This window comes from Staphylococcus pseudintermedius, assembly GCF_001792775.2.
GTDB lineage: Bacteria > Bacillota > Bacilli > Staphylococcales > Staphylococcaceae > Staphylococcus > Staphylococcus pseudintermedius.
In genome coordinates this window covers 18,960-45,086 of record NZ_MLGE02000013.1, presented here as the reverse complement: position 1 = coordinate 45,086, position 26,127 = coordinate 18,960, and the positions used below count along the sequence as shown (strand labels likewise).

19 protein-coding genes are annotated in these 26,127 nt (G+C 37.5%); 14 read left to right on the top strand and 5 right to left on the bottom strand.

All coding sequences use genetic code 11. The annotated features are described in order from the left end of the window. The gene (plsY, locus tag BJK46_RS09305) at window positions 1-582 is read right to left on the bottom strand and encodes a glycerol-3-phosphate 1-O-acyltransferase PlsY (RefSeq protein WP_014613976.1); all 582 of its coding nucleotides are present in this window, start codon (window positions 580-582) and stop codon (window positions 1-3) included. 290 nt (window positions 583-872) lie between these two features. On the opposite strand from plsY, the gene parE reads away from it, so the two are divergent. The 7 genes from parE to mprF all read left to right on the top strand — a co-directional run bounded on the left by parE (window position 873) and on the right by mprF (window position 14,135). Then, window positions 873-2,870 (top strand): DNA topoisomerase IV subunit B, encoded by a 1,998-nt coding sequence (parE, locus tag BJK46_RS09300; RefSeq protein ID WP_103263508.1) that lies wholly within the window; start codon window positions 873-875, stop codon window positions 2,868-2,870. Next, window positions 2,870-5,281 carry a DNA topoisomerase IV subunit A gene (parC, locus tag BJK46_RS09295; protein WP_103263507.1) on the top strand — a complete coding sequence of 804 codons (2,412 nt, stop codon included), beginning with the start codon at window positions 2,870-2,872 and terminating at the stop codon, window positions 5,279-5,281. Before parE ends, parC begins: the two co-directional genes overlap by 1 nt. Before the next feature lie 102 nt (window positions 5,282-5,383). Next, window positions 5,384-6,847 (top strand): glutamine transporter AlsT, encoded by a 1,464-nt coding sequence (gene alsT / locus BJK46_RS09290; protein WP_014613973.1) that lies wholly within the window; start codon window positions 5,384-5,386, stop codon window positions 6,845-6,847. 195 nt (window positions 6,848-7,042) lie between these two features. Then, window positions 7,043-7,894, top strand: coding sequence for a glucose PTS transporter transcription antiterminator GlcT (gene glcT / locus BJK46_RS09285; RefSeq protein ID WP_014613972.1), 852 nt, complete (start codon window positions 7,043-7,045; stop codon window positions 7,892-7,894). 110 nt (window positions 7,895-8,004) lie between these two features. After that, window positions 8,005-10,044 carry a glucose-specific PTS transporter subunit IIBC gene (gene ptsG / locus BJK46_RS09280; RefSeq protein ID WP_103263506.1) on the top strand — a complete coding sequence of 680 codons (2,040 nt, stop codon included), beginning with the start codon at window positions 8,005-8,007 and terminating at the stop codon, window positions 10,042-10,044. A 273-nt stretch (window positions 10,045-10,317) separates the two neighbouring features. Further along, complete coding sequence (locus tag BJK46_RS09275) at window positions 10,318-11,520, top strand: AI-2E family transporter (RefSeq protein ID WP_103263505.1); 1,203 nt, start codon at window positions 10,318-10,320, stop codon at window positions 11,518-11,520. Between the two features lie 95 nt (window positions 11,521-11,615). Further along, on the top strand, window positions 11,616-14,135 hold the full coding sequence (mprF, locus tag BJK46_RS09270) for a bifunctional lysylphosphatidylglycerol flippase/synthetase MprF (RefSeq protein WP_063284360.1): 2,520 nt from the start codon (window positions 11,616-11,618) through the stop codon (window positions 14,133-14,135). 246 nt (window positions 14,136-14,381) lie between these two features. Here mprF and msrA read toward each other — a convergent pair whose 3' ends face one another. After that, window positions 14,382-14,900 carry a peptide-methionine (S)-S-oxide reductase MsrA gene (gene msrA, locus BJK46_RS09265; protein WP_014613968.1) on the bottom strand — a complete coding sequence of 173 codons (519 nt, stop codon included), beginning with the start codon at window positions 14,898-14,900 and terminating at the stop codon, window positions 14,382-14,384. 138 nt (window positions 14,901-15,038) lie between these two features. Here msrA and BJK46_RS09260 point away from each other — a divergent pair, with 138 nt between their 5' ends. Then, a complete protein-coding gene (locus BJK46_RS09260) occupies window positions 15,039-16,010 on the top strand; it encodes an LCP family protein (protein ID WP_014613967.1) in 972 nt (323 codons plus the stop codon). Between the two features lie 55 nt (window positions 16,011-16,065). Here the strand turns inward: BJK46_RS09260 and BJK46_RS09255 are convergent, their stop codons facing one another. Beyond that, the gene (locus tag BJK46_RS09255; protein WP_014613966.1) at window positions 16,066-16,251 is read right to left on the bottom strand and encodes a 2-hydroxymuconate tautomerase; all 186 of its coding nucleotides are present in this window, start codon (window positions 16,249-16,251) and stop codon (window positions 16,066-16,068) included. 111 nt (window positions 16,252-16,362) lie between these two features. Here BJK46_RS09255 and BJK46_RS09250 point away from each other — a divergent pair, with 111 nt between their 5' ends. Together BJK46_RS09250 and BJK46_RS09245 are read left to right on the top strand one after the other, a co-directional pair. After that, window positions 16,363-16,770: a sporulation protein gene (locus BJK46_RS09250; RefSeq protein WP_014613965.1), complete on the top strand. Its 408-nt coding sequence runs from the start codon at window positions 16,363-16,365 to the stop codon at window positions 16,768-16,770. Window positions 16,771-16,919: 149 nt separating this feature from the next. Beyond that, on the top strand, window positions 16,920-18,182 hold the full coding sequence (locus tag BJK46_RS09245) for a Y-family DNA polymerase (RefSeq protein WP_014613964.1): 1,263 nt from the start codon (window positions 16,920-16,922) through the stop codon (window positions 18,180-18,182). Between the two features lie 75 nt (window positions 18,183-18,257). Here BJK46_RS09245 and BJK46_RS09240 read toward each other — a convergent pair whose 3' ends face one another. Beyond that, window positions 18,258-19,349, bottom strand: a complete 1,092-nt coding sequence (locus BJK46_RS09240; RefSeq protein ID WP_014613963.1) for a prephenate dehydrogenase — start codon at window positions 19,347-19,349, stop codon at window positions 18,258-18,260. Between the two features lie 142 nt (window positions 19,350-19,491). Between BJK46_RS09240 and BJK46_RS09235 the strand changes: the two genes are divergently transcribed. The 3 genes from BJK46_RS09235 (at window position 19,492) to BJK46_RS09225 (ending at window position 23,255) form a co-directional block, all read left to right on the top strand. After that, window positions 19,492-20,526 (top strand): M42 family metallopeptidase, encoded by a 1,035-nt coding sequence (locus BJK46_RS09235; protein WP_015729098.1) that lies wholly within the window; start codon window positions 19,492-19,494, stop codon window positions 20,524-20,526. A 174-nt stretch (window positions 20,527-20,700) separates the two neighbouring features. Then, window positions 20,701-21,966, top strand: coding sequence for an aminoacyltransferase (locus tag BJK46_RS09230; protein WP_063279038.1), 1,266 nt, complete (start codon window positions 20,701-20,703; stop codon window positions 21,964-21,966). Window positions 21,967-21,995: 29 nt separating this feature from the next. Next, a complete protein-coding gene (locus tag BJK46_RS09225; protein ID WP_014613960.1) occupies window positions 21,996-23,255 on the top strand; it encodes an aminoacyltransferase in 1,260 nt (419 codons plus the stop codon). A gap of 605 nt (window positions 23,256-23,860) precedes the next feature. Here the strand turns inward: BJK46_RS09225 and BJK46_RS09220 are convergent. Continuing rightward, a complete protein-coding gene (locus tag BJK46_RS09220) occupies window positions 23,861-24,184 on the bottom strand; it encodes a hypothetical protein (protein ID WP_014613959.1) in 324 nt (107 codons plus the stop codon). A 131-nt stretch (window positions 24,185-24,315) separates the two neighbouring features. Here BJK46_RS09220 and pepF point away from each other — a divergent pair, with 131 nt between their 5' ends. Further along, entirely contained in the window at window positions 24,316-26,115 is a 1,800-nt protein-coding gene (pepF, locus tag BJK46_RS09215) for an oligoendopeptidase F (RefSeq protein WP_020219595.1), read from the top strand. Window positions 26,116-26,127: the final 12 nt, after the last annotated feature.

Sequence of the window (26,127 nt, the reverse complement as noted above, 5' to 3'; positions counted from 1 at the left end):
TTACATCCATTTAATTTTCGGTTCTGTACCTTTAATAATGCGTTTAATATTGCTCATATGTCGATAAATCAATAATATCGCCACTACAAAGCTTGTGATTAGCATAATGTAATCACTCACAAAGAAAGAGCCAATAACACAACAAATAGCCGCAATAATACTTGATAAAGAAACGTATTTTGTTAATTTCAAAATAGCGAAAAAGATAGCTGCAAGAATAAGTAACAAAATCGGATTGACAGCAAGCATCACGCCAGCACTTGTTGCAACAGCTTTTCCACCACGGAATTTTAAGTAAATCGGATAAACGTGTCCTAGAATTGCAAAAATTCCCACGAGTAAACCGTGTATTTCTACGTTGAAAAGTACAGGTAAAAATACAACGATAAAGCCTTTGAATATATCAAAAAATGTGACTGCAAAACCAGCTGGCTTCCCAAGTACACGAAAACTATTTGTGGCTCCCATATTACCACTACCATATTTTCTAATATCTTTTTTGAAGAAAATCTTACCAATTAAATAGCCACTTGGTATGGAACCAATTAAATAGCTAACGATGAATAGTAGGATTAACACCATGATTCTTCACATCCTTTTAGTACCTACTCCTATTTTAACATAATTTAAGAGAAGATGAGGTATTTTTATATTTTATTGAATTGCTTTATGCTATTAATGAATTTAAAAGTGTATCATTGATTCATTATGATTTTACATAGATAACAGTTTGTAATCAATAGTCGATACACATAAAAATAATATTAATTTTTACTGCTATTTAGATTAGGCTTGCATTTTACCTTGATTTATATAAGAATAGCTATTGTATAGTTTGATAAACGAACGTATGTTTGTAGGAGGGGAATTGAGTGTCTGCAAAAAAGGTTAATAATTACTCTGATGATGCGATTCAAGTTTTAGAAGGACTTGAAGCCGTACGTAAAAGACCAGGCATGTACATAGGTTCTACAGATAAGCGCGGTTTGCACCATTTAGTATATGAAGTCGTGGATAACTCTGTAGATGAAATTTTAAATGGTTACGGGAACGAAATTAACGTAACAATCAATGAAGACGAAAGCATCACTGTGGCGGATAACGGTCGCGGCATGCCAACAGGGACACACCGTTCAGGTAAGCCGACTGTTGAAGTGATTTTTACGGTGTTGCACGCAGGTGGTAAGTTCGGTCAAGGCGGCTACAAAACGTCAGGTGGTCTGCATGGTGTAGGGGCATCGGTAGTAAATGCTTTAAGTGAATCACTGTCTGTAGAAATTCATCGTGACGGCGAAATTTTTGAACAGCAGTTCGCTCACGGTGGCGTACCTCAGACGAAATTGATTAAAAAAGGAAAGACGAAAAAAACGGGTACAACTGTTACATTTAAGCCAGATGCTGAAATTTTCAAATCTGCTACAAGCTTTAATTTTGAAACTTTAAGTGAGCGTCTTCAAGAGTCTGCATTTTTATTGCAAAATTTAAAAATCACATTAGAAGATCGTCGTGTAGGAAAAGAACGTAGCGAAGTGTATCATTACGAAGAAGGCATTAAAGCTTTTGTGAGCTATGTCAATGAAGGTAAAGAAGTGCTGCATGATGTTGCTTTGTTCCAAGGTACAGCGAATGAAATTGAGGTCGATGTGTCATTCCAATATAACGACCAGTACTCTGAAAGTATTATGAGCTTCGTTAACAATGTGCGTACAAAAGATGGTGGGACGCATGAAGTTGGTTTTAAAACTGCGATGACACGTGTATTTAACGAATATGCTCGTCGAATTGGCGATTTGAAAGCGAAAGATAAAAATTTAGAAGGTAATGATATTCGTGAAGGTTTAACTGCTATTATTTCAGTACGAATTCCTGAACATTTATTACAATTCGAAGGTCAAACGAAGTCTAAACTTGGCACGCCAGAAGCAAGAAGTGCAGTTGATGCGATTGTGGCTGAGAAATTGCCGTTTTATTTAGAGGAAAAGGGGCAATTGTCTAAATCACTCGTTAAAAAAGCAATCAAAGCACAACAAGCACGTGAAGCAGCACGCAAAGCGAGAGAAGATGCACGTTCTGGTAAAAAGAATAAACGTAAAGACACGTTATTATCGGGTAAATTAACGCCGGCACAAAGTAAAAATACTGAAAAAAATGAACTGTACTTAGTCGAAGGTGACTCAGCGGGGGGATCTGCTAAGTTAGGCCGTGACCGTAAATTCCAAGCGATTTTACCATTGCGCGGTAAAGTCATTAACACTGAAAAAGCACGTTTAGAAGATATTTTTAAAAATGAAGAAATTAATACGATTATTCATACGATTGGTGCAGGCATGGGGAATGATTTTAACTTAAAAGACAGCAACTACAACCGCATTATTATTATGACCGATGCGGATACAGACGGTGCGCACATTCAAGTATTGTTATTGACATTCTTCTTCAAATATATGAGACCACTTGTGATGGCAGGACGTGTTTACATCGCCTTACCACCCCTTTATAAGTTAGAAAAAGGGAAAGGCAAAAATAAAAAGATTGCATACGCTTGGACAGATGAAGAATTAGAAAAGTTACAACGTGAAATGGGTAAAGGTTTCGTGCTTCAACGTTACAAAGGTTTAGGTGAAATGAACCCAGATCAGTTATGGGAAACAACGATGAATCCTGAAACACGTACACTGATTCGTGTGCAAATAGACGATGAAGTTCGCTCGTCGCAACGTGTCTCAACATTGATGGGTGATAAAGTAGCACCGAGACGTGAATGGATTGAGCGCCATGTTCAATTCGGTATGCAAGAAGATCTAAGTATTTTAGAAAATGAAGAAATTCAAATTTTATCAGATGACGATATTGCAGAGGAGGACGCATAATGGCTGAAATCATCCAAAATTTACCTTTAGTTGACGTTATTGGTGATCGTTTTGGTCGCTACAGTAAATACATCATTCAAGAGCGTGCTTTGCCTGATGTGCGCGATGGATTGAAACCGGTGCAGCGTCGTATTCTGTATTCGATGTATTCGAATGGCAATACGTATGATAAACATTTTCGTAAAAGTGCCAAAACAGTTGGGGACGTGATTGGTCAGTTGCATCCGCACGGGGATAGTTCTGTGTATGATGCAATGGTCCGTTTGAGTCAAGACTGGAAATTACGTCACGTGCTCGTTGAAATGCACGGAAATAACGGGAGTATCGATAATGACCCTCCTGCTGCGATGCGTTACACTGAAGCGAAATTAAGTCAGTTATCTGAACAAATTTTACGTGATATTAATAAAGATACTGTCGATTTTGTGCCGAACTATGATGATACCGAAATGGAGCCTATGGTCTTACCGGCACGCTTTCCAAATTTATTGGTGAATGGTTCGACAGGGATTTCAGCGGGTTACGCGACGGATATTCCACCGCACAACTTAGCGGAAGTCATTACGGCGACGTTGAAATATATCGACAATCCTGATCTGACAGTGAAACAGCTCATGAAATATATTAAAGGGCCTGATTTTCCGACAGGTGGTATTGTTCAAGGCATCGATGGCATTAAAAAAGCTTATGAAACAGGTAAAGGGAAAGTCGTTGTACGTGCTAAAGCTGACATTGAAACGTTGCGTAATGGCCGTAGTCAAATTATCGTGACAGAAATTCCATACGAAGTGAATAAAAGTAGTCTCGTGAAAAAGATTGATGAGTTACGTGCGGACAAAAAGGTGGAAGGGATTGTCGAAGTGCGTGATGAAACGGATCGAAGTGGTCTACGTGTCGCTGTTGAATTGAAAAAAGATGTTAATGCGACATCAATTTTAAACTTCTTATACAAAAATACTGATCTACAAGTGGCGTACAACTTCAACATGGTTGCGATTACGGAAGGACGCCCGAAATTAATGGGAATCAAGCCGATTATTAGTAGTTATCTCAACCACCAAATTGAGGTTGTTACACGTCGTACAAGCTTTGATTTAAAACATACAGAAGAGCGCATGCATATTGTTGAAGGGCTAATGAAGGCTCTTTCTATTCTAGATGAAGTCATCGCATTAATTCGAAATTCAAAAAATAAGCGTGATGCGAAAGAGAATTTAGTTAAAACGTATGACTTTACAGAAGCGCAAGCAGAAGCCATTGTGATGTTACAACTTTATCGTTTAACGAATACCGACATTGTGGCATTGCAAGAAGAGTATGATGCACTCAAACAAAAAATTGCGGCATTGAAACATATTTTAGAAAATCACGATGCGTTACTCGATGTGATTAAAGAAGAGTTATCTGAAATCAAAAAGCAATTTAAACAACCACGCCTTTCGGTCATTGAAGAGAAAATTTCTGAAATTAAAATCGATAAAGAAGTGATTGTTCCAAGTGAAACAGTCATGTTAAGTCTGACACAAGAAGGGTATATTAAACGGACATCGCTAAGAAGTTTCAATGCGAGTGGTAAAGAAGAAATTGGTTTAAAAGAGCGTGATGGAGTGTTGAAAATCATTGAAACCAATACACAAGATTACGCGATGGTCTTTACGAATAAAGGACGTTACTTGCTCATACCTGTGCATAAATTGCCTGACGTGAAATGGAAAGATTTGGGTCAACATGTATCTCAAATCGTGCCCATTGAAGAAGATGAACGTGTGGTAGATTGTTACACTGTGTCTGAATTCAATGATGAGCGCGCAATCATTACAGCGACACGCCAAGGTATGATTAAGAAAAGTTTATTGTCTGGCTTTAAGTCAACACGGACAACAAAGCCGCTCGTAGCGATGAAAGTGAAAGAAAGCGATGCGCTCATTTCAGTGATGCTTGTGCCAGCAGATGCGTCGTCACAACTCATTACATTGTTAACACACCGAGGCATGTCACTGACTTATCCGATGTCTGAACTGCTAGATACTGGATTACGTGCAACAGGGATTAAAGCAATTAACCTAAAAGACGAAGATCATGTCGTCCTAGCTGATCACATTCAAACAGAAGACACGATTTTAATTGCGACACAACGCGGTGCATTGAAGCGCATTAGTTTTAAAGTGTTACAACAAGCGAAACGTGCACAACGTGGTATTACGTTATTAAAAGAGTTGAAAAAGCAACCACATCGCGTTGTTGCAGCACGCGTATGTCGCCCTGAGCAGTCACAATATCGACTTGTATCTCAACAAGATGAGACAACAGGATTGATTAAAGACATTCACTTGTCAGAACAGTACACAAATGGTAGTTTTGTGGTTGATACGAGTACATTCGGTGAAATTGAAGACCTATATGTGGACTAGTATTAAAAAATAGATAGTCACTTTTGCACAATGATGATAAAATGAGACTAGTTATTTTAAAATGACACTGACATTTAAACTGAAGAGTAAAGAGGGGTTCGAGTGAGAGATTTTGATAGTTTAATTCCGGATTGGTTTAAAGCATTTATTCAAATAGGAAACGACTTGATTTGGTCACAATACTTAATCGGGTTACTGTTGACAGTAGGCTTGTTTTTCTCGATTAGTTCAAAATTCGTCCAAATTCGATGGCTTCCTGAGATGTTTCGTGCATTAACCGATAAATCCGAAACTCTTGAAAGTGGTAAGAAGGGGATTTCGTCATTCCAAGCTTTCGCTATTAGTGCCGGCTCACGTGTAGGTACAGGGAATATTGCAGGTGTGGCAACTGCGATTGTACTTGGCGGTCCTGGTGCGGTATTTTGGATGTGGATTATTGCAATCATTGGTGCAGCGAGTGCCTTTATCGAAGCAACGTTAGCACAAGTTTATAAAGTACCTGATAAAGAAGGGGGCTTCCGCGGTGGTCCTGCATACTACATCACAAAAGGGCTGAATCAACGTTGGTTAGGTGTTTTATTTGCGATATTGATCACTGTGACATTCGCGTTTGTATTTAACACAGTACAATCAAACACGATTGCTGAGTCATTAAATACGCAATATCACATTAGTCCGTTGGTGACAGGGATCATTTTAGCAGTTATTACAGCGATTGTTATTTTCGGTGGTGTGCGAAGTATTGCAACATTATCATCAGTGATTGTACCAGTGATGGCGATTATTTATATTTTAATCGTGTTAGTCATTTTAGTGATGAACATCGATCAAATTTTCCCGATGATTTCTACAATCATTAAAAGTGCTTTCGGTATTGACCAGGCGACAGGTGGTGCAGTTGGTTTCGCTGTACTACAAGGTGTGAAACGTGGTCTTTTCTCAAATGAAGCAGGGATGGGTTCTGCACCGAACGCAGCTGCAACTGCCGCAGTATCACACCCTGTCAAGCAAGGTTTAATTCAATCATTAGGTGTCTTCTTTGATACGATTTTAGTTTGTACAGCGACAGCGATTATGATTTTATTATATTCAGGCTTGAAATTTGGTGAAGGTGAAGCACAAGGTGTTGCCGTAACACAATCTGCGTTAAACGAACACTTAGGTAGTGCAGGTGGCGTATTCTTATCTATAGCTGTTGCATTATTTGCATTCTCATCCGTTATAGGTAACTATTACTATGGACAATCTAATATTGAATTTTTATCTACTAATAAGGTTGTGCTATTTATTTTCCGTTGTTTTGTCGTTATTCTCGTATTCGTAGGCGCTGTTGTAAAGACTGAAACAGTTTGGAATACTGCTGACGTATTTATGGGATTAATGGCTATCGTTAACATTATCGCCATTATCGGCCTGTCCAATATTGCTTTTGCAGTCATGCGAGACTATCAACGTCAACGTAAAGAAGGCAAGCGTCCGATTTTCAGACCAGAAAATTTAGAAATCAATTTATTTGGTATCGAATCTTGGGGTAACGCCATCCATAAAAATAAAAAAGAAGATTAATTTGAAGAGGGCTGGGGCAGCATTTTGTCTGTAGCCCTTTTATTTTATAGACGTTTTCTACTATGATGAAGCGAACAATACTATATATTAATAAATAAAAAGTGTCGTACAAATTTCAACTTCGAAAATTAGTGCTTTCAATTATAGTCATTTCGTTATATGATTTGAATTGTACTTTGAAGAGGTGACATAAAAGTGAATCAATATACGATAAAAAAAGTCCTCAACAATAACGTGCTCATTTGCGAATATCAACAATCAGAAGTCGTTATCATTGGTAAAGGTCTTGGATTTAACAAAAAGCCAGGGATGAAAATCAATGATCTTGATACGATTGAAAAAGTGTTTAAACTAGAAAATAAAAATGAACAAGACCATTACAAGATGTTAGTGGCACATACCGATGAACGTGTCTTACGTGCGGTCATTGATTCTGTACAAATTATAATGACGCATTTTGAACTGCATCATGAAGAATCATTTATCGTCTCCTTAACCGATCACTTAATTTTTGCATTGAAACGCTTGGAAAAGGGACAGTTAATTAAAAATCCGTTTTTAAGTGAGACGAAATACAGTTATCCAGAAGCGTATAAAATCGCGAAAAAAGTAGTGGCGCGTATTAACTTGCAATTGAACACAGACTTTCCAGAAGATGAAGTTGGTTTTATTGCGCTGCATATTGCCTCTCAAACAGATGATATTGATTTGAGTGAAATGCAATATGTACCGAAGTTGATTAACAATGCGATTCGAATGATTGAAAATGATATGAAAATACAAATTCCAGTTGCATCCATTCAGTATCAACGGTTTGTGAGACATATTCATTTTCTGTTACAACGGTTGAAAAAAGGCGAACGTACGACAATTGAACTGAGTTTTGAAAACCTATTGAAGGCACAATATCCGTTATGCTATAATGTAGCTGTTAAAATAGTTAAAATGATACAATCACAAATTGATGTACGAGTGGACGAAGCCGAAGTCGCATATTTAACGATGCACATTCAGCAACTGTCACTGGCATCTCAAAATCAATCATAAAACGTGTTACTAAGTGAGATTAGGCATGAGTTGAAAATTGTGGGCAAAACGCTCGCAGCTTTTTACTCATGCATTTTTTGTGTTGTGTCAACAAAATAGGAGGGCTTACAGTGAGGAAAAAACTATTTGGACAATTGCAACGTATCGGTAAAGCATTAATGTTACCTGTTGCTATTTTACCAGCTGCCGGTTTGTTACTCGCATTCGGTGCAGCATTACAAGGGGAACAACTGCAATCGTATTTACCATTCATTCAAGCTGATGGGGTACAAAACGTCGCAGAAATGATGGCAGCAGCCGGTAGTATCATTTTTGAAAACTTGCCAATTATTTTTGCTATGGGTGTTGCGATTGGTTTAGCAGGCGGTGACGGGGTTGCAGCCATTGCAGCTTTCGTTGGTTTTATCATTTTGAACAAAACGATGGGTGAATTTTTAGGGGTTACTCCTGACAACGTGGGTGACGCTGCGAAAGGTTATGCGAGCGTCTTAGGTATTCCGACATTACAAACAGGGGTGTTCGGGGGTATCATTATCGGTGCTCTCGCGGCATGGTGTTACAACAAGTTTTATAACATTTCGTTACCGTCATATCTTGGCTTCTTTGCAGGAAAACGATTTGTACCAATTGTGATGGCGACAACATCATTTTTACTTGCATTCCCAATGGCACTCGTTTGGCCAGTGATTCAAAATGGTTTAAACGCATTCAGTGAAGGGTTATTAGATTCCAACACGGGTTTAGCAGTCTTTTTATTTGGTTTTATTAAGCGTTTATTAATTCCATTCGGTTTACACCATATTTTCCATGCGCCATTCTGGTTTGAATTTGGTTCATATACAAATATGGCGGGTGAAATTATTCGTGGTGACCAACGTATCTTTATCGAACAAATTCGTGAAGGTACAAACTTAACAGCAGGTAAATTCATGCAAGGTGAATTCCCAGTAATGATGTTCGGTTTACCAGCTGCAGCATTAGCGATTTATCATACTGCAAAACCTGAAAACAAAAAAGTAGTTGCCGGTTTGATGGGTTCAGCAGCATTAACATCATTCTTAACAGGTATTACAGAACCATTAGAGTTTTCATTTTTATTTGTAGCACCATTATTATTCTTTATTCATGCTATATTAGACGGTTTAAGTTTCTTAATTTTATACTTGCTTGATTTACATTTAGGTTACACATTCTCTGGTGGCTTTATCGACTTTGTATTACTCGGTATCTTGCCAAATAAAACGCATTGGTGGCTCGTGATTCCAGTCGGATTTGTGTATGGTGTTATTTACTATTCAATCTTCCGCTTCTTAATTACGAAGATGAATTACAAAACGCCAGGACGTGAGGATAAACAAACTGAAACGACGAAAACGACTGCAAGCGAATTGCCTTATGCTGTATTACAAGCGATGGGTGACAAAGATAACATCAAGCATTTAGATGCATGTATTACAAGATTACGTGTTGAAGTGAACGATAAATCAAAAGTCGACGTAGCACGTTTGAAAGATTTAGGTGCTTCAGGTGTTTTAGAAGTCGGCAACAATATGCAAGCGATTTTCGGACCGAAATCAGACCAAATCAAACACGAAATGCAACAAATTATGTCAGGTCAAGCTGTACAACACCCTGTAGATTTAGATGAAGATAAGGACGAAGCAGTTGTGATTGATGAAGCTGCAGACACGACGGCTGTTACGAAAACAGGACAAGTTGTCGCGCCAATGGATGGTGAGGTTGTACCATTATCTGAAGTACCCGATCAAGTCTTTAGTGAAAAAATGATGGGTGAAGGGATTGCAATTCGTCCAACGAGTGGTGAAGTGTATGCACCATTTGATGGTAAGATTCAAATGATTTTCCCAACTAAACATGCATTCGGCCTAGTGTCTGACAATGGTTTAGAATTATTGATTCATGTTGGTTTAGATACTGTAAAATTAAACGGTGAAGGGTTTACAGTTCATGTTGAAGAAGGTCAAACGATAAAAGCGGGCGATCATTTAATGACAGTGGACTTAGAGCTTATCCGCGCATCTGCGAAAAGTGATATCACGCCGATTATTGTGACGCAATCCGAAGTGACAGCGTTAAAATTTACAGAGGCGAAAGATGTCAAACATGGTGACAAGTTATTTGAAATCTAAGTTGTAACTAACAAAGAGGCTAGGATGTTGTCCTAGTCTTTTTTTGCGTTTATTCTCTTCGTTTCGTTCTTACCGTGCATTCATTTGGTGTGTACGTGATGAAACCTCGAGATCTTGTCCGATCATTTGAAAGATACATACGACTGAAATGAATAGATGATGTCATTAAAACGGCGTACCTAGAAAAATACTTTGATATAATAGGTTTTAAGTTTCAATCTGACGTGAAAAACGATAAACTATAAGTAATTTCGAAAAGGCTTGGTGAATGATATGTCTGAAAATCAACATAAGCAAAATGGAGTTTCAAAAAACATTGATATCCGAGAAAGCCGTTTCATGAAGTTTTTCGGAGGCAAAGATCTCATTTTTGCGTTACTCGTTTTTATTTTAGTTGGAGTTGTGATTTTTATATTCGATCGCGTTTCATATATTTTTCAACCCTTTATTATCATTTTTAATACGATTGCAGCACCGATTATTATCGCGCTCATTCTGTATTACTTATTCAATCCTGTCATTAATTTGATGGAACGATACAATATTAACCGTATTTGGGGCATTACGATTTTGTTTTTAGGAATCATTGGTATGATTACTATCGCAGTGAACTTGCTAATTCCGATTGTATCTTTTCAATTTGATCGCTTGATGGACAATTTCCCGAATTATTTAAACAAATTGACATCATTCGCTAACAACATGATGCACATTCCGTTTTTATCGGATTACTATTCACAAATTGAAAAGGCTGTGACTGGTTTGCAGGAGAAGATCCCTACTTTTGCAGATGGCTTGAGTTCTAAAATTCGTGTTTTCGCTGAAGCTGTCGTGAATATTACAGTCGTTATCATTACGGTACCGTTTGTGTTATTCTTCATGTTAAAAGATGGTCATCGTTTTAAAGAGTTTTCAAATAAAATTGTACCGCCAAAATTTCGTAAAGATGTACACGATTTGTTGGATAAAATGAGTGAACAAGTCGGCTCATACATTCAAGGACAAATTATCGTGTCATTTTGTATCGGTATTTTACTGTTTATTGGTTATTCGATTATCGGTTTAGACTATGCTTTAATTTTAGCCAGTATCGCAGCTGTTACGAGTGTAGTACCTTATTTAGGGCCTACGATTGCTATTTCGCCAGCGATTATCATTTCAATTATTACATCACCGTTTATGTTGATTAAGTTGATTGTGGTATGGACGGCAGTACAGTTTATTGAAGGGCACTTTATTTCACCTAATATTATGGGTAAAACCCTGAAGATTCATCCTTTAACGATTATCTTTGTGCTTTTAAGTGCTGGGAACTTACTCGGCGTTGTCGGCGTCATTCTTGGGATTCCAAGTTATGCAATTTTAAAAGTACTTGTTTCGCATATCTTCCTACTGTTCAAACGTCGCTACAATAAATATTATGCGGATGATGCAGGCCCTTATGAGATGCCTAAAGAGGAATATAGTAAAGATTAAATGAGTGTAACATGACGAGATTGGGCGGTTTTGTGAAGCTCAATCTCTTTTTATAAGCATACACAGTCATTACACTAAAGAAAGGACCCCTATTCATGACAAAACAGCTTTGGTTAAAATATTTCAAAATTGCGTTTATACTCTTTTTGATTGTAACGATTTCTATCATATTAGGACGAGAATTAGCACATATTGATTTTAAACGTGTCTTTCTTTTATTTAATGGAATTAGCCGAATGGAAACGTTCAGTCTTTTTTTACTCGGCGGGAGTTCGGTGATTTTGTTATCACTTTATGATGTGATTTTGACGACACGCTTTAAGTTATCTTTATCAAAATTTAAAGCATTACGTGTCGGCTATATTATTAATGCGTTCAACAATATTATCGGTTTTGGCGGTTTTATTGGTGCGAGCGTACGATTGTGGTTTTATGGTTCGTATACGACTGAACGTAAAAAGTTAGTCAAATTCGTTTCATACATGTTGACGTCCATGTTAACAGGTTTAAGTTTTTTATCCATACTCATTGTGACGCATGTCTTAGATGTTAGTTTTTTAGATCGGACATCGGTATGGTTTACTGTTTTTCTCTATATTGTAGCGTTTTTATTACCCGTTTTTATTATTATTTCATGGGTATCACCGGTTGATCGGTCTGCGCGTTGGTTAGGTTCCGTATTCACTTTTGTATCGAGCATGGAATGGTTGCTTGCGAGTATCGTGCTTTACTGCTCTTTTATGCTTGTAGGCGTGAATGTTTCATTTCCAATCGTGTTAAGTATTTTCATTGTTGCGGCGATTTCAGGTCTGTTGTCGTTTATTCCTGGAGGCTTTGGGGCGTTTGACCTCATCGTCTTACTTGGACTACAACAACTCGGAGTAGCGGAAGAAAAGGTCGTTTTAGGGTTATTACTTTATCGTTTTGCGTATTATTTCTTCCCGTTACTCATTGCGCTTGTCTTAACTGTATTTGAATTTGGTACAGCAGCACGTAAATATATGCTTGAATCCAAATACTTTTTACCGGCTAAAGAATTGTCTGGGTTTTTAAAATCGTTTCAAAAAGACTTAGTTGGCTTAGTACCATCATTAGCATTGAGTACATTAGTCTTTATGATGAGTTTGATTTTATTACTTAACAATTTCTCTATTATTTTTGATGCAGCTAACAAAAAACCTCATTTATTGTTTACATTGTTGTACATATTCAACGTTAGTGCGAGTTTGATTTTATTACTCAATTTACGCGGAATTGTTGCACGAAGTAAACGCGCGATTTTATTTGCGATTGTAGCGATGATTATCTTGTTACTATCTAATTTATACGTGTACGGATTATCATTGTTAGTTGTGATCATTGTCTTAATTTTAGCGGCATTGATTTTTGCTTATCGTAAATCACGTGTATTGAAACGACCTGTACGCATGAAAGGTATATTAGCGATGGTCGTCATTAGTGTCATTTTGCTATACTTCAATCAAATCATCGTGCGTGATTTTTTATTCGCACTTGATGTGTTACCGCCTAAAGTTGATTTCTTCTTGCTGCGTTCGACGTTTTGGTTGTCGATTATCGGTATGACGATTTTGGTAGTTGTGCTCATTTATATCTTTGAATGGAATTATCGTCGTCCAAGAGAGTTGCATGATCGACAAATTGCCAGTGCCATTTTAAAGCAATATGGTGGCCATCTACTGAGTCATTTGTTGTATAGTGAAGACAAGCTTGTGTTTGTGAACGAACAGAAAACGGCATTTATCATGTACCGTCACGATCGCAGTTCATTTATTGTACTTGGTGATCCAGTGGGTAACAGTTCGGACTTCTATTCACTGTTAACCGAGTTTTATGAATATGCAACGTATTTAGGTGGCGATGTCATTTTTTATCAAGTTTCTAATAATTATTTGACGTTATATCATGATTTCGGCAATCAGTTTTTTAAATTGGGTGAAGAAGCGCTCATTCCAGTATCTGACTTTACCGTTGCAGGGAAGAAGCGACGTGGTTTCCGTGCGACATTAAATAAATTAGAGGCGTTAGGTTATCAGTTTGAGATTCTCGATACACCGTTAGATGAAGCGACATACGAACGTCTCCATGACATTAGTCGTAATTGGTTAGGGAAACAGCAAGAATTTTATTTCTCAGTCGGTCGTTTTACACCTTCTTATGTCAATGCGGCACCCGTTGCTGTGTTGAAAAATGAAGAAGGTCGTATCGATGCGTTTTGTACATTGATGCCTGTAGAAGGTTCAACAACGGTGTCGGTCGACTTAATTCGTTGGGATAAGTCTTTGGGATTGCCGTTTATGGATGCGCTTTATTTGCATATGATTTTGTGGGCACAAGCAGAAGGTTACGAACGCTTTAATATGGGCATGGCAACTTTGTCAAATGTTGGTCAAGTGCCATATGGTCACTTAAGAGAAAAGTTTGCTGGCCGTTTTTACGAACATTTTAATGGTTTGTATAGTTTTCAAGGCTTGCGTCAATATAAAAGTAAATTTAATCCGGACTGGGAATCACGTTTTCTCATTTATCACCGGGGTCAAAACGCGTGGGAGAGTTTGTTGAAAGTCACACGGGTGATTCGTAAAAAGAAAATATAGATTTAAATTAGGGACTTGGACATAAAAGTTTTTGATGCTATCGTTGCGTTATTTTTGTTAAACTTGCCCTTCCTAAATTTATGTATGGATTGAGGTTTAAAGTTTTCTATGCCCAAGCCCTTGAATGATAGCGGGTGTATTTAAACAGGTGTGTACAATTTTATGGTGGTATCATGAAGGTGCTTTTTCATGGTGTATAACAGAAAAAGGCTAGGACATTAAGTTTTCCTAGCCTTTTTGCATATGTTATTGAATGCCGTGTTCTTTAGCATAAGCTTCACGTTCTGCTTCTTGTTGTGCAAAACGCTCAGGTTGCTTTTTATAAAAATCTTGGTGGTAGGCTTCTGCTTCATAAAATTCTGAAGCAGGTAACACTTTTGTTGCAATCGCTTTGTCGTGATTGAATGTGCCCTCTAATGAAGCAATATACGCTTCAGCCACTTGACGTTGATCTTCATTAGTATAAAAAATTGCAGTACGATATTGTGAACCACGGTCTTGGAATTGGCCACCGTCATCTGTCGGATCGATTACTGAGAAGAAAATTTCTAACAGCTTTTGGTAAGAAAAAAGCGCGACATCATATTCGATTTTTACAGTTTCATAGTGTCCTGTATCGCCTGATTTCACTTGTTCATATGTCGGATGATCTACGTGTCCGCCCATATATCCAGACTTTACCTTTTCAATGCCTTCGTTTTGATCGAACGGCTGCGTCATACACCAAAAACAACCGCCTGCGAAATATGCTGTGTTGATATTCATCTAAACATCCTTCCCTATATGAGACCTTGGTACCATTTTTATTGTTTTTACTTGATTTTTAAAATAAATTTATATAACGTTAGTGTGTATTAATTATAATACATAAGTACACAATTTTGAAGATATAAGGTTGATAAGATGAAAGAAAACAATTTGAATCGTAGCACCTCAAACTCTTCTGAGAAAACATTGAAACGTCGAAAAAAGAGAAAGATACGAAAACTGCCATTTGTGATATTGGCGTTGATCCTTATCATTCTTGTTTCTGTCGTGTATGCTGTTTCAAGTTACAAAAACGGACTTGAAGTTGCTAAGGACAAGCATCAAGCTCCAAAGATACACAAATTCAATGGCGCATCAAAAAATGATGGTAAAGCAACCGTACTCATTTTAGGTGCTGACCGTGAAGATGGTGGGGTATCACGTACTGACTCGATTATGGTCGCACAATATGACTATATTAAGAAAGATATGAAAATCGTCTCTGTGATGCGTGATATTTATGCCGATATTCCTGGATACAACAGTTATAAAATTAATGCGGCTTATTCGTTAGGTGGGCCTGAGCTATTGCGCCAAACGTTAAAGTCGAACTTAGGGATTGATCCGGAATATTACGCCACTTTAGATTTTAAAGGTTTTGAAGCTATGATTGATGAGCTTGCGCCAAAAGGTATACCGATTAACGTAGAAAAAGATATGTCCGAAAAAATTGGTGTATCTTTGAAAAAAGGGAATCATCGCTTAAATGGTAAAGAGTTGCTTGGTTATGCGCGTTTTCGTAATGACCCAGAAGGTGACTTTGGGCGTGTGCGAAGACAACAGCAAGTCATGACGGCATTAAAGCAGCAATTGGTTCAACCTTCATCTATTTTCAAAGCACCGAAGCTCGCAGGTATTATGCGTGGTTATGTGAGTACCGATATGCCGGATTCAACGATTTATCAAACAGGATTCAGTTTTATCGTTCGAGGAGATAAAGATATTAAAACCCTCAGTGTACCCGTAAAAGGCAGCTATGAAAATATTACGACGAATGATGGGGGATCAGCTTTAGGTATTGATAAAGCTGAAAATAAAAAGAGAATTAAAGCCTTTTTGGAAGACTAAAGTATAAAACGAGTCTGAGTGTTTCGCTCAGGCTCGTTTTGTATGTGCTTTGATTTTATTGGTCAGATTTACGTACGCCAGCGACACCGTAATGTTCTTTTTTCATTTCTTGAATGACTACAGAAATTGCACTACGGTCAGCATTGGTTGTACTTTCCACAGCATTTGTCACTTCTTTAACTAAATTTTTTAATTGTTCGTCACTGCGCCCCTCTAATAATTGAACTGTTACTATTGGCATGTTCCTACCTCCTAATACTTTACCTATATTATACCATTTTCCCTCATAGTTGCACGATAGAATCATTACCCGGTATGATAAGAGTAAAGAAATGAAATATGGAGGGATTTTATGGGTTTTGACAACGTATTAACATCTCTAGGCATCAATGGTATGAAAGTGTTTATTCGATTAGAACAGCAAACGTTTGATGTATCTGATGCGATTGCCGGAACAATCCATTTAAAAGCAGGGCAAAGTGATCAAAAAGTGAATCATATCGTATTAACGATGATTGAAAAATATGAGAATGATGATGAAACGAGTGATTTTACAACGATTTCGCATGAATTGAATCGCTTTGAGATAGACGAAGCGTTTATCATTGATGTCGGTGAAGAAAAAGAGATTCCATTTCATTTTCACCCTGATACATTGAATTTCAAATCTGATAAAAGTCATGTTTACCTCAATACACATGTTTATATTGATTATGGCGTTGATGAGGAAACTGAAGCGGTCATTCCATATCATCGTTAATGGCATGACTTTAAGGTAGATGCGGTCCTATATTAACCGTAGCTACCTTTTTTTATGATTAACAGAACGTACATTCGTTTTAACTTGATTATAGAACAATTGTTCGTGTATACTAAAAACATCAGGTTGATAAGTAAGGGTGAAATGTGATGTATGATTATCATTTATTAGAAGATAGGGACATTCTATGTATTGATCAAAAAAGTTTTTTTGCGAGTGTGTCTTGTATTGAGAAAGGGCTCGATCCATTGACGACAAAACTCGCAGTCGTTGCAGATACGAAAAGGCAAGGGTCTGTTGTACTTGCTGCGACACCTTCTCTGAAAGCGATGGGGATTCAGACAGGTTCGCGTTTGTTTGAAATTCCACATCATAATGACATTTATATTATTAATCCGAGTATGCGGCGTTATTTGGAAGTGTCGCTTAAAATTTCTGAAATTGCACTCCGCTATGTGCCGCCTGAAGATTTACATCAGTACAGCATTGATGAGTTCTTTATGGATGTGACAAAGAGTTATTATCACTTCAATACGACGTTACATACGTTTTGTGAGCGTCTGATTAAAGAAATTTATGATGAAACGAAAGTGCATTGCGCGATAGGGATTGGCTCGAATATGTTGCTCAGTAAATTAGCACTGGATCATGAGGCGAAAAAACATCCGGATGATATTGCGGAATGGCGTTATCAAGATGTACCTGACAAAGTGTGGGAAATTACGCCGCTCAGTTCGTTTTGGGGTATTGGTAAAAAGACAGAGAAGAAATTAAATCAAAGAGGGATATTTAAAATTGGACAACTGGCACACTATCCATATGAATATTTGAAGCGGGACTTCGGTATTTTAGGGGTGGATTGGCATCTACATGCACACGGGATAGATCAAAGTCGGATGAATGAGGCGTATCAAATCATTAATCCTTCGATATGTAAAAGTCAAATTTTGCTACGTGATTATACGTATCGTGAAGCACATGTCGTCATGCAAGAATTGATTGAAGATGTGGCACAACGTTTGAGAGCGCGTCAGCAAATTGCACGAACGATTCATTTTTCTATGGGTTACAAAGAGGGCGGCCATGTGACGAAGCAGTATACGTTACATACAGGAACAAATTTAGATCAAGACATTTATAAAGAAGTGAAGCGTTTAGCGGACATGCATTGTGATCAAGGAGCGTTGTATCGGACGCTCAGTGTATCACTTACACAATTGATGAATGAAAACGAACGCAATCTAGATTTGTTTACGGATGAATTTCAACGACTGCGTCAAGAGAAGTTGGCGAAAACGATTGATGCGTTACAAACCAAATATGGAAAAGGCGTCGTATCAAAAGCGATTTCCTTGACTGAAGCGGGTACCAAATACGGTCGTTTAGGATTAATGGCAGGGCATCAGATGTAAAAAGCCCCGTTATGGTATCACATTAGGCTTGGAGATAATAGTTCAGGCCTAATGTGCATATACCACCGTGGGACGTTAACTTAAATACGTATCAAAATCAGAAAGCGCGGTCATCGCTGCGTCGCGGTCTTCAGCCTTTTTAAAGCTAATACGTAAAGCACCGTAAATATCCTCACGCACTTCTAAAATTCGAAGGTTCCGTATAGAAATTTGATGCTGACTTAATATTTCAGTCACTTTCGAAATCATCCCCGGTTTATCAGGAATATCTACGTAAAGATCATACGTGCTTTGCATTGCACCTTTACCTCGAATAGGTAGGCCATCACGGTACGTTTTAGCTTGGTCGAAAAATTGATATAACGCCTCCTCGTGCCCTTGTTCAAGCATATCCACGGTTTCAGTAAGCTGTTGTTGTAGTTGCTTCAATGATGAAACGATATGCGCTTTATTTTCAATGGATATGTCGCGCCACATCTCAGGGTTACTACTTGCAACACGTGTAATATCTCTAAAGCCTCCTGCAGCTAAGTCTTGAATTAATGGCACGTCCGCTGCGTAAAAAGCATTTAAATGTACAAGACTCGAAGCAATGAGATGAGGGACATGGCTGACAACCCCTGTAATTTGGTCATGTTCATCAGCAGTTAAATGAATAAAACGCGCGCGAGTCGGTGCAAGCAAATGTTCAATACGTTGCGCGGCCTCTTGGTTTTCTGTTAACTGATGAACAAGGATATAGTAGGCATTTTCAAAGAGATGTTTTTTTGCATTCAGAACACCGGATTTATGACTGCCTGCCATGGGATGCCCACCGATAAGATGGATGTCAGCCGAGAGTAATTCCTTTTCAAATGCTTGAATAGTAGATTTTGTACTCCCTGTATCTGTAACAATTAAACCAGATTTCGTTTTCATTTGAGGAAGCTGGCTTAAATATTGCACTGTCGTTTGTACAGGTGTTGCAAAGATAACGATATCTGCTTCTTGTAAAGTCGATTCGTAATCTGCAGATGCTTGATCGATAATGCCAATGGATACGGCACGTTCTAATTGTTCGTAATGTGCATCATAAGCTGAAATCGTGATGTCTGGATGAAAATATTGAATATTACTTGCTAAACTGCCTCCTATTAAGCCTAAACCAACAAAAAACACGTGGGTCACGTTAACACCGCCTCTATTTTTATTAAATATGCCATAGTTTAACATTTTAACGCGTTTAATTGCAATAGTACTTATATGAATACGTGAGATTTTATAGAATCATCGGTACAATAGAAACAAAGAGGCAAGGGAGGACATATCAATGAATGAATCTGTGATTGAAACTTTAACAGCTCTAACTGCGATTAATAGTCCATCAGGTAACGCGGACCGTGCGATAGCGTATGTACAGCAAACCGTGGAGGCTTATGGTTATAACACACAGTTAACGAGGAAGGGCGGCTTATTGATTGAAGTAAAAGGCGACGATGATACAGAGAAAAAATGTATTACGGCGCATGTAGATACATTAGGCGCAATGGTCAAAGAAATTTTAGATAATGGACGTCTTCGATTAGCGTTAATTGGTGGTTTCCGTTACAACGCAATTGAAGGTGAATACTGTACGATTGAAACAACAACAGGTCAGACGTACCGAGGGACAATACTATTGCATGAAACGTCGCCACACGTTTATGCGAATAACCATGAAATTCCACGTAATCAAGAGCATATTGAAGTCCGCATTGATGAGAAAGTGACGTCAGCCGATGAAACGCGTGAGCTAGGTATTGATGTAGGTGATTTTGTAAGCTTTGATCCACGTACAGAAGTGACAGCTTCAGGTTTTATTAAGTCGCGTCATTTAGATGATAAAGTCAGTGTTGCGATTATTATCGAATTTTTAAAACAGTATCGTCATCGTGAGGACCGTTTACCGCATACGATTCAGTTTTATATTTCGAATAATGAAGAAATTGGTTATGGCGCAAATTCAAATATTGACCCAAAAGTTGTTGAGTTTATAGCATTTGATATGGGTGCATTAGGGGATGGTCAAGCGTCCGATGAATATACGGTGTCGATTTGTGCACAAGATGCCTCAGGACCGTATCATAAACAACTACGCCATCATCTCGTATCGTTATGTCAGAAACACAATATCCCTTATAAAGTGGATCTCTACCCATTCTATGCCTCAGATGCTTCAGCGGCGTTAAAAGCAGGTGCAGATGTAAAGCACGGCCTTTTCGGTGCAGGTATTGAGTCTTCTCATGCAATGGAACGGACGCATTTGGATTCGATTAAAGCAGCACAAGCATTATTAGAGGCCTATTGTTTTTCGAAATTACTGTAGTCGTACCACGTCTTGTTGGCGAATTGTTACACAATACGTTAAAATGTAGAAAGACTATAAGGGTGTTTATGAGGGAAATGAAAAAGATTGTATGTCTTTTTAAGATAATTTAATAAGGGTATATCAGAAATGTAATATCGCTAAAAGATATAAAGAGAAATAGGAGTATTAAAAATGAAGTTTACAAATTTAACGACGGCAGAATTCGGTGCGTTCACAGATAGTATGCCATACAGCCATTTTACACAAATGGTAGGGAACTACGAGCTGAAGGTGGCAGAAGGTGTCGAAACACATCTCGTTGGTATTAAAGATAATCATAACCAAGTATTAGCCGCTTGTTTATTAACTGCAGTACCCGTCATGAAAGTGTTCAAATACTTTTATACGAACCGTGGTCCTGTGATGGATTATGAAAATCAAGAACTCGTTCATTTCTTTTTTAATGAACTCGCAAAATATGTTAAAAAATACAATGCGTTATATGTCAGAGTCGACCCATACTTGCCAATGTTAAAACGCAATCATGATGGCGAAGTGATTGAACGATTCCAAAATGATTGGTTCTTTGACAAAATGACACAACTCGGCTTTGAACACGAAGGTTTTACAACGGGATTTGATACAGTGAGACAAATTCGGTTCCATTCTGTATTAGATGTTGAAGGTAAAACGACGAAAGATATACTGAACAATATGGATAGTTTGAGAAAGCGTAATACGAAAAAAGTGCAAAAAAATGGTGTGAAAGTGCGCTTTTTGGATGAAAATGAGTTACATATTTTCCGTTCGTTCATGGAAGAGACGTCGGAAACAAAAGACTTTGTGGACCGTGAAGATGATTTTTACTATCACCGCCTCAAACACTATAAAGATCGTGTACTCGTACCTTTAGCTTACATCGATTTTACAACGTATATACCAGAGCTAAAATCTGAAGAGCAAGATTTCCATAAACAAATTGCTAAAACTGAAAAAGAACTTGAGAAACGCCCAGATAACCAAAAATCATTGAATAAAAAGAACAATTTAATGCAACAGTTAGAAGCGAATCAAGCTAAAATTCAAGAAGCGGAGCAATTACAAGCGAAACATGGTGACACGTTACCGATATCAGCAGGTTTCTTTATTATTAATCCGTTTGAAGTCGTGTATTATGCGGGTGGCACAGCAAATGAATTCCGTCATTTTGCAGGAAGCTATGCCATTCAATGGGAAATGATTAACTACGCAATTGAACACCATATTCCACGTTACAACTTTTATGGCATTAGTGGACACTTTACTGAAGATGCGGAAGATGCTGGCGTGGTCAAATTTAAAAAAGGTTATAACGCAGATGTCATTGAGTACGTAGGTGATTTTATTAAACCCGTTCGAAAACCGGTCTATAAGATTTATACGACGTTAAAACAGCTTAAAGAGAAGATTAAAAGATAAGATGAGTGAAGAGAAGGGGATTTATTGGTATGAAATTTACAGAATTGACAGTTGAAGAATACGACCAATTTGTTCAAAATCCTGCATTAGAAAGTCATTATTTTCAGGTAAAAGAAAATATTGCAACACGAGAAGCAGACGATTTTCAAGTGGTACTGTTAGGCGTGAAAGATGACAACAACCAAGTTTTAGCAGCGAGCTTATTTTCCAAAATTCCAACAGCAGGAAGTTATGTATATTATTCAAATCGTGGTCCGGTCATGGATTATAGCGATTTGGGATTAGCCGATTTTTATTTAAAGGAATTAGACCAATATTTAAATAGAAATAAATGTTTATATGTCAAAATGGACCCGTATTGGATTTATCAAGTGTATGATAAAGACATTCATCCCATGGGCGACAAAATGCCTAACGATAAGCTAGTACAGCTATTTAAGTCACACGGTTACCGTCATCATGGTTTTACAACATCCTATGATACGTCAAGTCAAGTGAGATGGATGGGTGTATTGGATTTAAAAGGTCATACACCACAAACGTTGAAGAAGCAATTCGATAGCCAGCGCAAACGTAATATTAATAAAGCGACGAATTTTGGCGTGAAAGTAAGATTTCTTGAAGTGGATGAATTTGATCAATTTTTAGAGTTATATCGCGAAACTGAAGAACGTGCAGGTTTTGTGTCTAAAACGGACGAATACTTTAAAAACTTTATCAACACATATGGTCATAAAGCGCTCGTACCATTAGCATATATTGATCTAGATGAGTATATTACGTCGTTGCAAGAAAGTTTAAATGACAAAGAAACACGCCGTGACCAAATGATGGCGAATGAAAACAAGTCGGATAAGCAAATTAAGAAAATTGCGGAATTAGATAAACAAATCGACCATGATCAACAAGAGATGTTAAAAGCTAGCGAATTGCGTAAAACGGACGGCTCTGTTTTAAACTTAGCAGCAGGTGTTTATTTTGCGAATGCGTATGAAATTAATTACTTCTCTGGCGGTTCAAGTGAGAAATACAATCACTTTATGGGACCTTACGCGATGCATTGGTTTATGATTAATTATTGCTTTGACCATGGTTATGAGCGTTATAACTTTTATGGCGTATCAGGCGATTTCACTGAGAATAGTGAAGACTATGGTGTGTATCGCTTTAAACGTGGATTCGGTGTACAAATTGAAGAGCTCGTTGGAGACTTCTATAAACCAATTCATAAAGTAAAATATTTCGTATTTGATGTGTTAAATCGATTGCGCTCAAAAATTAAACGGTAAACAAACGATAAAAAGCCCGTACTTTGTGTAATGCAAAGCGACTGGCTTTTTATTTTGGATGAAAAATGCGCAATTGGAAATTTTAATGTATATTTTGACGGAAAGTAGTGAAAATTCATATTAACTATATTTATGTTATGTAAACTTATAGAGTATTATTTGGTTTTAAAATCGGCCATTTAAGGACTGATGACTGATGACTGATGAAGGCTAATATTTGAGGTACAAATTCGTATGTTTTAATGGTCATATACACATTTCAATGACATTTATACATATTGTTGTTACAACAATGCTTTAATATGAATGATTCAGCCATTAACATCGAAACGCTTATCCAGATGATGTAAACTGTTTGTTATAAATTTTGATGTTTAAGCTGCGAATATCATTAAGGAACGTTTATGACTGATGAGTTGGTTATGTACATATATTAAAATGTTAAATTTGAATCCAATTCTTAGTTTACATAATATATATTATAGGAAGTTGTATATTGGTTAGCATTTTAACCCTATTATCTTCAGTCAGTTAATCAATAGCATCTCATCACGTCCACATCACAAAAACCCAATGACTTGTGTATATCACTGGGTTCGTTATCATTATGAACGATGTTGTTGTTCAAAGCGTGCGCGTTCTTTCTCATACTTTTTCATTTGTCGTTTTTTGCGCCAGTCACGTGTAATAAACCATAAAATAAAGCTTAAAATTAAACTCAATATTGCGACAAACGCAGCATACCCTAATAAAGGTTCATAACGAATCGGTTTAAAGTTTGGCAAAATGAATGCTAAAGCACCAAGCACAATGAACATGATGATTGCTGTAAAGAACCATTTGTTAAGGACAAGTGTACAAAACAATGTTAAAACAACCATAATGAGAAGTGTAATCCAAATATAGTTTGGCATGTCTAAAATGGCCATGTATGAACCTCCTTTTTGTATTTAGCCTTCATTATACTAGATTTTTAATGGCTGGTGTAATGATTTCACATGCAAAAAGATGTTAAAAAACGTTATAATGGAATTAATATATTTTCTAAGGAGGTTTTATTATGTCACAAAAACTACCACATCGTTCAGAAGTTGCTAGAGTAGAAACTTGGGATTTGACTGATTTATATCCTAATCCAGAAAGTTATGAACAAGCGCTGAAATCATTGCCGCAAGAAGCTCAAGCATTTAAAGTGCAATACGAAAACCAACTCAATACCGTTGAAAATCTTGAAAAAGGTTTAAATACATATGCGCAATTGCTCGTTGAATTAGAACGTGCGGGTAATTACGCGGAACTTTTACATAGCGTCGATACGTCTGATGCTGAAAGACAACGTTTAAACGCCCTATTTTCTACACAATATGGCAAAGTTTTAAGCCAATTGACATTTGTAGAGTCAGAACTATTAAATCTTGATGATGCTGTGATGCAACAAGCGATTTCAGAGTTAGATTACAGTTATTATTTAACACAACTACAAAAGAAAAAACCGCATCAATTGCACCCTAAAGCTGAAGAAGCACTTGCGAGTATGTCAACAGCATTAGATGTGCCATATGATATTTATGGCGTGACGAAAATGTTAGATATTGATTTCGGAACATTTGAAGTCAATGGTCTAACGTATGACATGGATTATACGACATTTGAAGGTTATTACGAAGATCATGACGATACAGCGCTTCGTCGTGCAAGTTTCCGTCATTTTAGCGATACCCTTAAAAAGTATGAACATACGACTGCTGCAGTGTATAATGCGCAAGTGCAACGTGAAAAACTTGAGGCTGACTTGCGTGGTTATGATTCTGTGATTGAATATTTATTGGAAGAACAAGATGTTACTTTGGATATGTATCACCGCCAAATTGATTTAATTATGTCTGATTTAGCACCAATTATGCGCAAATATGCGAAACTTGTTCAACAAGCAAACGGTTTAGATGAACTCAAATTTGAAGACTTAAAAATCTCTATCGACCCTACTTTTGAACCAGAAATTACAATTGAAGAGTCGAAAAAATACATCTTTGGTGCATTAGACGTATTAGGTTCAGAATACGTCGACATGTTACACCAAGCGTATGATGCACGTTGGATTGACTTCCCGCAAAACAAAGGGAAAGAAACAGGTGCTTATTGTGCAAGCCCTTATGCATCTCATAGCTACATCTTTATTTCGTGGACAGGTAAAATGACTGAAGCTTTCGTCCTAGCACATGAACTGGGACATGCCGGACACTTTACATTTGCGCAAAAGCATCAAAATTATTTACAATCTGAGGCGTCTATGTATTTTGTTGAAGCGCCATCGACAATGAACGAAATGTTAATGTTGAATTACTTATTTAAAAACAGTAATGATGCACGTTTCAAACGTTGGGCAATTGCTTCGATTATTTCTCGTACGTACTATCATAATATGGTGACACATTTACTTGAAGCCGCATATCAACGTGAAGTATATCAACGTGTCGATCAAGGTGAATCACTTAGCGCCCCTACCTTGAATGCAATTAAACGACAAGTCATCGAACAATTCTGGGGAGATACCGTGACAATTACAGATGGTGCGGAATTGACTTGGATGCGTCAACCGCATTACTATATGGGCTTATACTCATACACATATTCTGCTGGTTTAACAATTGGTACGATTATGGCACAACGTATTAAAAATGAAGGTGAGACTGCTGTTCAAGATTGGTTGAACACATTAAGCGCAGGTGGAAGTATGTCCCCTGTTGAATTGGCACAACTTGCAGGTATCGATGTCACAACAGATCAACCACTTAAAGATACGATTGCTTATATTGGCGAATTAGTGGACGAATTAGAGTCATTAACGACTGAAATTTAATATAGAATGAAA

What these genes read in the sequence shown, in the direction of transcription:
- plsY (WP_014613976.1), bottom strand. Translation starts at nt 582, where the DNA reads ATGGTGTTAATCCTACTATTCATCGTTAGCTATTTAATTGGTTCCATA.
- parC (WP_103263507.1), top strand. Translation starts at nt 2,870, where the DNA reads ATGGCTGAAATCATCCAAAATTTACCTTTAGTTGACGTTATTGGTGAT.
- BJK46_RS09275 (WP_103263505.1), top strand. Translation starts at nt 10,318, where the DNA reads ATGTCTGAAAATCAACATAAGCAAAATGGAGTTTCAAAAAACATTGAT.
- mprF (WP_063284360.1), top strand. Translation starts at nt 11,616, where the DNA reads ATGACAAAACAGCTTTGGTTAAAATATTTCAAAATTGCGTTTATACTC.
- msrA (WP_014613968.1), bottom strand. Translation starts at nt 14,900, where the DNA reads ATGAATATCAACACAGCATATTTCGCAGGCGGTTGTTTTTGGTGTATG.
- BJK46_RS09260 (WP_014613967.1), top strand. Translation starts at nt 15,039, where the DNA reads ATGAAAGAAAACAATTTGAATCGTAGCACCTCAAACTCTTCTGAGAAA.
- BJK46_RS09255 (WP_014613966.1), bottom strand. Translation starts at nt 16,251, where the DNA reads ATGCCAATAGTAACAGTTCAATTATTAGAGGGGCGCAGTGACGAACAA.
- BJK46_RS09250 (WP_014613965.1), top strand. Translation starts at nt 16,363, where the DNA reads ATGGGTTTTGACAACGTATTAACATCTCTAGGCATCAATGGTATGAAA.
- BJK46_RS09245 (WP_014613964.1), top strand. Translation starts at nt 16,920, where the DNA reads ATGTATGATTATCATTTATTAGAAGATAGGGACATTCTATGTATTGAT.
- BJK46_RS09235 (WP_015729098.1), top strand. Translation starts at nt 19,492, where the DNA reads ATGAATGAATCTGTGATTGAAACTTTAACAGCTCTAACTGCGATTAAT.
- BJK46_RS09230 (WP_063279038.1), top strand. Translation starts at nt 20,701, where the DNA reads ATGAAGTTTACAAATTTAACGACGGCAGAATTCGGTGCGTTCACAGAT.
- BJK46_RS09225 (WP_014613960.1), top strand. Translation starts at nt 21,996, where the DNA reads ATGAAATTTACAGAATTGACAGTTGAAGAATACGACCAATTTGTTCAA.
- BJK46_RS09220 (WP_014613959.1), bottom strand. Translation starts at nt 24,184, where the DNA reads ATGGCCATTTTAGACATGCCAAACTATATTTGGATTACACTTCTCATT.
- pepF (WP_020219595.1), top strand. Translation starts at nt 24,316, where the DNA reads ATGTCACAAAAACTACCACATCGTTCAGAAGTTGCTAGAGTAGAAACT.